9 protein-coding genes are annotated in these 6,691 nt (G+C 66.1%); 6 read left to right on the top strand and 3 right to left on the bottom strand.

All coding sequences use genetic code 11. From position 1 onward, the window contains the following. A partial coding sequence (locus tag L338_RS07195; protein WP_027068357.1) for a DUF4175 family protein occupies nt 1-464 on the top strand: 464 nt, incomplete at its 5' end. A gap of 16 nt (nt 465-480) precedes the next feature. Here the strand turns inward: L338_RS07195 and L338_RS07190 are convergent. After that, entirely contained in the window at nt 481-993 is a 513-nt protein-coding gene (locus L338_RS07190; RefSeq protein ID WP_022697695.1) for a phosphoribosyltransferase, read from the bottom strand. Nucleotides 994-1,005: 12 nt separating this feature from the next. Continuing rightward, on the bottom strand, nt 1,006-1,782 hold the full coding sequence (locus L338_RS07185; protein WP_022697694.1) for an MJ0042-type zinc finger domain-containing protein: 777 nt from the start codon (nt 1,780-1,782) through the stop codon (nt 1,006-1,008). A 59-nt stretch (nt 1,783-1,841) separates the two neighbouring features. Here L338_RS07185 and ftsE point away from each other — a divergent pair, with 59 nt between their 5' ends. The 5 genes from ftsE to L338_RS07160 are packed head-to-tail and all read left to right on the top strand — an operon-like array spanning nt 1,842 to nt 5,605. Beyond that, nucleotides 1,842-2,555, top strand: a complete 714-nt coding sequence (gene ftsE / locus L338_RS07180) for a cell division ATP-binding protein FtsE (protein WP_152485840.1) — start codon at nt 1,842-1,844, stop codon at nt 2,553-2,555. Continuing rightward, the gene (locus tag L338_RS07175; protein ID WP_022697692.1) at nt 2,552-3,415 is read left to right on the top strand and encodes a cell division protein FtsX; all 864 of its coding nucleotides are present in this window, start codon (nt 2,552-2,554) and stop codon (nt 3,413-3,415) included. The genes ftsE and L338_RS07175 overlap by 4 nt, the downstream gene beginning before the upstream one ends. A gap of 7 nt (nt 3,416-3,422) precedes the next feature. After that, nucleotides 3,423-3,998 (top strand): YdcF family protein, encoded by a 576-nt coding sequence (locus tag L338_RS07170; protein WP_022697691.1) that lies wholly within the window; start codon nt 3,423-3,425, stop codon nt 3,996-3,998. Between the two features lie 30 nt (nt 3,999-4,028). Next, nucleotides 4,029-4,742 (top strand): lysophospholipid acyltransferase family protein, encoded by a 714-nt coding sequence (locus L338_RS07165; protein ID WP_022697690.1) that lies wholly within the window; start codon nt 4,029-4,031, stop codon nt 4,740-4,742. Continuing rightward, nucleotides 4,739-5,605, top strand: a complete 867-nt coding sequence (locus L338_RS07160; RefSeq protein WP_022697689.1) for a DUF2125 domain-containing protein — start codon at nt 4,739-4,741, stop codon at nt 5,603-5,605. The genes L338_RS07165 and L338_RS07160 overlap by 4 nt, the downstream gene beginning before the upstream one ends. On the opposite strand, the gene hisC is transcribed toward L338_RS07160, so the two are convergent. Beyond that, on the bottom strand, nt 5,581-6,675 hold the full coding sequence (hisC, locus tag L338_RS07155) for a histidinol-phosphate transaminase (RefSeq protein ID WP_022697688.1): 1,095 nt from the start codon (nt 6,673-6,675) through the stop codon (nt 5,581-5,583). The genes L338_RS07160 and hisC overlap by 25 nt on opposite strands. Nucleotides 6,676-6,691: the final 16 nt, after the last annotated feature.

The following is a 6,691-nucleotide window of genomic DNA, read 5'->3' as shown; positions in this document are numbered from 1 at the left end:
AGCAAGGCATTGGTGAAGCGCTGGAGGAGCTGCGTCAGGACCTGGCCCAGAACGGCGAAGGAGAGGGTCTGGGCGGCGAAAGCCCGGACGAGGCCCTGGACCGCGCCGGCGAAGCCATGCGCCGGTCAGAAGAGGCGCTGCGGCGTGGCGCGGGCGACGAGGCGCAGGAAGCGCAGGAAGAGGCGTTGGGCGCGCTGCGCGAAGGCGCGGATCGTCTCGCCCAGCGCATGATGGAGCGCAGCCGGCAGGCGAATAACGGCGCGCAAGGCCAGGCTTCCGAAGGCTCGGACCCGCTGGGCCGGTCATCGGGCCTCAGCCGGGGCGGTGATAACGTGCAAATTCCGGACAAGGCCGACCGCCAGCGGGCGCGCGAAATCCTTGAGGAAATCCGCCGCCGCGCGGCCGAACGCGGCCGTCCGGAGGAAGAACTGGACTATTACGACCGGCTTCTGGAGCGGTTCTAGGCCGGTTTCGCCGCGACTAGTCGATGGCTCCGATATGCGGCAGGCCGCGATAGCGCCCGGCCAGATCCATGCCATACCCTACAAGGAAACGATCCGGCGCTGTCCAGGCGGACCATTCCGGCTTGAATCGCGGCGATATGGCGGTGTTTTTCTCCGCGAACACCACCGCTTTCACGCTCTCGGCCCCTGCCTCGATCAGCGTGTCATAGGCAAATTCCAGCGTACGGCCGGAATCAAAAACCTCGTCGATCAGCAGGCAGGTCGCGCCCTTTACCGGCCGCGTGACATTGGACAGCAGGCGCGGCTCGTCCGCCGCGGTCGTGGAATCGCCATAAGTGGTGACGCGAAGCGCGTCATAGCGCACGTCCACGCCGCGATGCGACAGCGCGCGAATCAGGTCCGCCGCGAAGGTCAGGCCGCCATCCAGCAGCGCCACGGCGATCCAGTCGGGTTCGATTTCGCCCGCGATCCGGTCCGCCACATCCGCGACCCGGTCCGCGATTTCGGATTCAGAGAGCAGAATTTCCATAGCGAGAGGTCTCTACCCCGCCTCGCCGCCCTGTGCGAGTTCGGTTTCAGCGCCTTCGTCAGAGCCGCCCTCTTGCGGCGCTTCCACCGTTACATCGGGATCGGCGATCTCTATGGGCGCATCAGCCAGCGTCAACGCCACGTTCGCGGCGCGCTCCGGCGGATTGACCAGCTGGGTCACCACGGCCACGCGCTCGCCCGGGTCCAGATTTTCCCGCTCCGGCGCCACGGTCCAGGCGAAGAATTCCTCGCCTTCGGCGTCCTGAAGCGCAAATCGGACAAACGGCATGTCGCGATTACGGCGGTCGATATTGCGCAGCGTGCCCTCGACCTCCAGCACGGGCTGATCCTCGACCAGCACCCGCTCGGCGGCCACGCCCTCAATGGACAGGCCGTAGGCATTGGCGTTCGATCCGACCATCGCATAGGCGCTGGCGGTCTGCGGCCAGGCCCGCACCACGTCCAGCCGGAAAATCCACGCCGCGCCCAGCATCACGATCAAGGCCGCGGCAATGCCGCTCCACGCCCCCGCGCCCATCATGAGATAGCGGCGGCGGCGGCGCGCCTCCACCTTGGCGCGATAGGCCTGCGCCGGCTCTTTGGGAACCGGTTTCAATGTCTCTGTTTTTGCGGGCTTTTCAGCCGCCGCCTGCGGCGCGGCCTCGCCCCCGCCGGGCGCGACATGCCAAGTATGACCGCAGGAAGCGCAACGCACGCGCCGGCCCCCGTCGCCGAGCGTGAAGTCGTCGACGGAATAGCGCGTGGTGCAGGAAGGACAGCTCAGTATCATGCTAGACGAATCACGAAGCGCGCCTCTCTAAAACAAACGGGTCTATCATTTCTGCGCCGATGTCCAGTTTCCCCGCTCCAGAACCCCAGCCCGAACCCGCGCCCGCCGTGGCGCGGTTCGAGAATGTCGGTATGCGCTATGGCAGCGGACCGGAAGTTCTCAGCGACATTAACCTCATTCTGGAGGCAGGTTCTTTCCATTTCCTCACCGGCCCGTCCGGCGCGGGTAAAACCTCCCTCCTGAAGCTGATTTACCTCGCTCACCGTCCGTCGCACGGTCGGATCAGCCTGTTCGGGCGCGGCTCGGCAGACCTGAAACGCAACGAAAAGGCGGAAATTCGCCGGCGAATCGGGGTGGTGTTTCAAGAATTCCGCCTGCTCGATCATCTCTCCGTGTTCGACAATGTTGCCCTTCCGCTGCGCGTATCGGGTCAAAAGCGCGCCGATTACCGCGATGACGTGGCCGAACTGCTGGACTGGGTAGGGCTTGGCGGCCGTCTGGACGCCTCCCCCGCCACGCTTTCGGGCGGGGAGCAGCAGCGCGTGGCCATCGCCCGCGCCGTGGTCAACAAGCCGGACCTGCTGATCGCCGACGAGCCGACAGGCAATGTCGACCCCGAACGCGCCGACCGCCTGATGCGCCTGTTCCGGGAGCTGAACCGGCTGGGTACCACCGTGGTGATCGCCACGCACGACCTGCATCTGGTGCGCAAGGCCAACGCTCCGGTCCTCAGCCTGGCCGAAGGGCGCATCACCACGGAGGGCCGGCGATGAGCGCGCCCAAGGCCTCCCCCCTTCTGCCCCCCGATCACAGCCGCGACCGGCCGCTTTTCCTGGTCGTGACGATCCTGGTCTTCCTGGCCTGTTTCGCGGGCCTGACCGCCCGCAGCGCCTGGCAGGCGGCAGGCAGCTGGACTCAGGATTTGTCCTCCGAAGCCACCGTCCAGATCCTCCCCGGCGAGGACGACGATCCGGACGCCCTCACCGCCCGCGCCGCGGAGCTTTTATCCGGCGTCGAGGGCATAGAGACCGCCGAACCTCTGGGCGCTGACGAATCGCAGGCGCTTCTGTCCCCCTGGTTTGGCGACGCCCTACCGGAGGAACTGCCCGCCCCGCGCCTGATCGCCGTGGAGGGCGCGGCCGACGCCGAGGCCATGCGCAGCGCGCTGGAGGCTGAAAACATCGAAGCCGTGGTGGACGATCACAGCCGGTGGGAGGCCGAGATCGCCCGCGCCGCCACCATCGCCCAGCTGATCGCGCTGGCCATACTGGGTCTGCTGGCGCTGGCCGCGGCCGCGGTCATCGTGTTCGCCACCGGGGCGGGTCTGGCCGCGCGGCGGGACGTGATCGAGGCCCTGAAAATCGCCGGCGCCAAGGATTCCTATATCGCCAATCTTTTCATGCGGCGTTTCTGGATGATGGGGCTGAAAGCCGGTCTGGCCGGCGCGGTGATCGCTGGATTATGCGCGACGGGCCTCTATTTCGCTGCAATAAATCAGACCTTGTTGGGATCGGCCGCTGCGCCGGACGTGTTTGATGCGCTTATACTGGCCGCCGCCCCGCTGGTCGCGGGGCAGATCGGCGCGGCCACGGCCTGGTTCGCCGTCATGGCGGCCCTGAAGGAGTCGAACTGAGCAAACGATGGCGTTGCGCTTTCTATCCGCGCTCTTTACCGGGCTGACCGCCGCGTTTTTCGCCGGCTATGTCGCCTTTGTCGTCGCCTTGCCCGGAAAGCCGCACCCGGACGCCGAGGCCGCTGACGGGCTGGTCGTTCTGACCGGCGGCGGCGGGGCGCGCATCCGTCAGGGCCTGACGCTTCTGGAGGCCGGGGCGGGCGACCGCCTTCTCATCAGCGGCGTCTATGAGGAAACCACCAGCGAGGATCTGCGCGCCTTCGGTCCCGGCGCCATGACCCGTTTCGATTGTTGCGTGGATATCGACCGCGCGGCCAAAAACACCATCGGCAACGGCGCGGAAACGGCAAACTGGGCGCGCAGCCACGGCTTCCAGACCGTCGGGGTGGTCACCCACCGCTTCCACATGCCGCGCGCCATGATAGAGCTGAAACGCGCCGCGCCGGATATTGAATACCGCCCCTATCCCGTGGGCGGCGTGTTCTCCCGCGGGCCGCGCCAGACCACGCTGGAATACCTGAAATTTCTGGTTATCCTCACCCGGGACTCGGTGACCGGCCCGCCCGGCGAACACAACGCCTGATCCGTCGAAAGCTCAGGAACTCCAAGCCTCATGCAAGCGCTTCGCTCCACCCTGTTCGTGGTCTGGATGTACGGCCTGATGGTCGTTATGGGCATTATCCTGACCCCGACCCTGATCGGTCCGCGCTCCTGGGCGCGGGGCGGCTTCACGGTCTGGCGCGGTTTGATCTTCTGGGGGCTGCGGGTTCTGGGCGGCGTGACGTGGGAGCTGCGGGGCGCGGAAAACCTGCCCGAAGGCGGCGCGCTGGTCGCCTGCAAGCATCAGTCGATGTTCGATACGCTGGCGCCGTGGGTGTTCCTGAACGATCCCGCCATCATCCTGAAAAAGGAACTGAAATGGCTGCCCATTTTCGGCTGGTGGGCGCAGAAGCTGCGCAATATCGCCGTGGACCGCTCCGCGGCGTCCAAGGCCCTGCGCGACATGACGCGGCAGGCCCGCGCGCGCGCCGCAGAGGGCCGCCAGATTCTGATTTTCCCGGAAGGCACCCGAACCGGCGTGGATGAGCGGGTCGATTACAAGCCGGGCGTCGCCGCCCTGTACAAGGCGATGGACGTCCCCTGCATTCCGGTCGCCCTGAATTCGGGACTGATCTGGGAGTCTTTCGGCAAACTGAAACAGCCGGGCCGCATTATCGTCGAAGTTCTGGAGCCGATTCCGCCGGGTCTGGACCGCAAGGAATTCATGACGCGGCTGAAAACCGCCATCGACACGAGAACCGCCGCGCTGGTTGAGGAGGGCGTATGAGCATCCGCCGTATTCTGACCATTCTGGTCATCGCCGCCGCGGCCTTCGCCGCCCTCTATGTGTTCTACTGGATCTATGTCTCCGGACAGATCAAGGAACAGACCCTGGCCTGGGCCGAGGAGCGCCGCGCGGAGGGCTACGCCATCGAGATGGGCCGCGTCGACGTCAACGGCTTCCCGGCCGCCTTCGAGGTGCAGGTTACGGATTTCGCCATCGGCGCGCCGAATAATGACTGGAGCGCCGCCACGCGCGCGCTGCATGCCCGCCCGGCCTCTGTCTTCGATCTGGAAGTCTGGGACGCGCAGCCGGAGAGTGAAGTGCGCGCCGTCATCGGCTCCGACGAAGGCCCGCTTGAGCTCAGCCTCGAGGGCGCGCGCCTTCTGCTTCAGTCCGTGGACGGCGAAGTGGTGCGGACGGAGGCTTATCTGGACTCCGCCGAGCTGACCTCCGACCAGTCATACCCTGTCATCGACGCGCTGGGCCGGCGGATCGAGGACGTGGAAATCTTCCTCAGCGCCGAAGACCCGGACGCGGGCGAAGTGATCATCGACAGCGCACAGATGAGCTGGGGCGCGCTGGATGTCAGCGCCGCCGGCGTTCTGGGCGTCGATCCCGCAGGCTTCCTTGCCGGGACCGGCCAGCTGGGCCTGTCCGACCCGGAGCGTTTTCTGGACGCCCTGCAGCAGGCGGGAATTCTGGATAACCGCGCCCGGCAATTCGCCCAGATCGCGGTCGCCATCGCGCCCCGGAACGAGGAGGACCGCGTGGTCCTGCCCGTCTCCTTCAATGGCGGGAAGGCCTATATCGGACCGGCCCCGGTGGGCGCCGCCCCGCGGATTCACGCGCCCGAAACGAACTCCTGAAGCGCGGCGGCAAGGCGGCGGTTCTCGTCTTCCGTCCCCACCGTCATGCGCAGGGCGTCGCCCAGCCCGTAGGGCTGTAGCGGACGCACGATCAGGCCCTTGCTCTTGAGGAAGTTGTCGGCGGCGTCAGCCGTCTTCGCGCCTTCGGGATCGAAATGCACCAGCACGAAATTGCCGTAGCCCGGCGTGACCTTCAGGCCGGTCTTTGCAATTTCGCGCTCCAGCCAGGGACGCCATTGTTCATTGTGCTCGACCGAGCGTTCCTCGAACTCCAGATCATGGATCGCCGCCGCGCCCGCCGCCTGCGCCGGGACGCTGACATTGAAAGGTCCGCGCACGCGGTTCAGCGCGCCGATCACATCCGCCGGGCCATAGGCCCACCCCAGCCGCAGCGCCGCCAGACCATAGATCTTGGAAAAGGTGCGGGTGACCAACACGTTCGGAAATTGCGAGGCCATAGGCAGCGCCGTTTCGAAATCGTCCCGCCGCATATATTCAGCATAGGCCTCGTCCACGACCAGCAGCACGTTTTCCGGCAGGCCAGCGTGCAGGCGGCGGATTTCGCTGGCCGGCAGGTAGGTGCCGGTCGGGTTGTTCGGGTTGGCGACAAAAACCACGCGGGTCTTGTCCGTCACCGCGGCCAGCAGCGCATCCACGTCCGCCGTGCAATTCTTCTCTTCCGCGACCTGAATGTCTGCCAGACTCTGCTTGGCTACCAGCCCATAGACCAGGAAGCCGAATTCGGAGCGCAAAATCGCCTCGCCCGGGTTCAGATACGCCTTGCCGACCATTTGCAGAATCTCGTCCGACCCCGCGCCGCAAACCAGGCGCTCGGCGTCCAGCTCATAGCGCGCGGCGATCGATTCCCGCAGCTTCACCCACGCCCCGTCCGGGTAGAGATGAAGCGAATCCGCGCAGGTCTTGTAAGCCTCGATCGCTTTCGGGCTGGCGCCCAGCGGGTTCTCGTTGGAGGACAGCTTGGCGGGCTTTTCGATCCCCGGCGCCTCGGACGAACCGGGCTTGTAGGGGCGAATATCCATGATCCCTTTGCGGGGCGTGGGTCCGCTCATCGCATGATCCTCTTCA

The sequence above is a fragment of the Euryhalocaulis caribicus genome, from assembly GCF_000412185.1.
In the GTDB taxonomy this organism is placed as follows: Bacteria; Pseudomonadota; Alphaproteobacteria; order Caulobacterales; family Maricaulaceae; genus Euryhalocaulis; species Euryhalocaulis caribicus.
The sequence above is the reverse complement of the archived record's forward strand: the minus strand, read 5'-3'. Positions and strand labels throughout refer to the sequence as shown.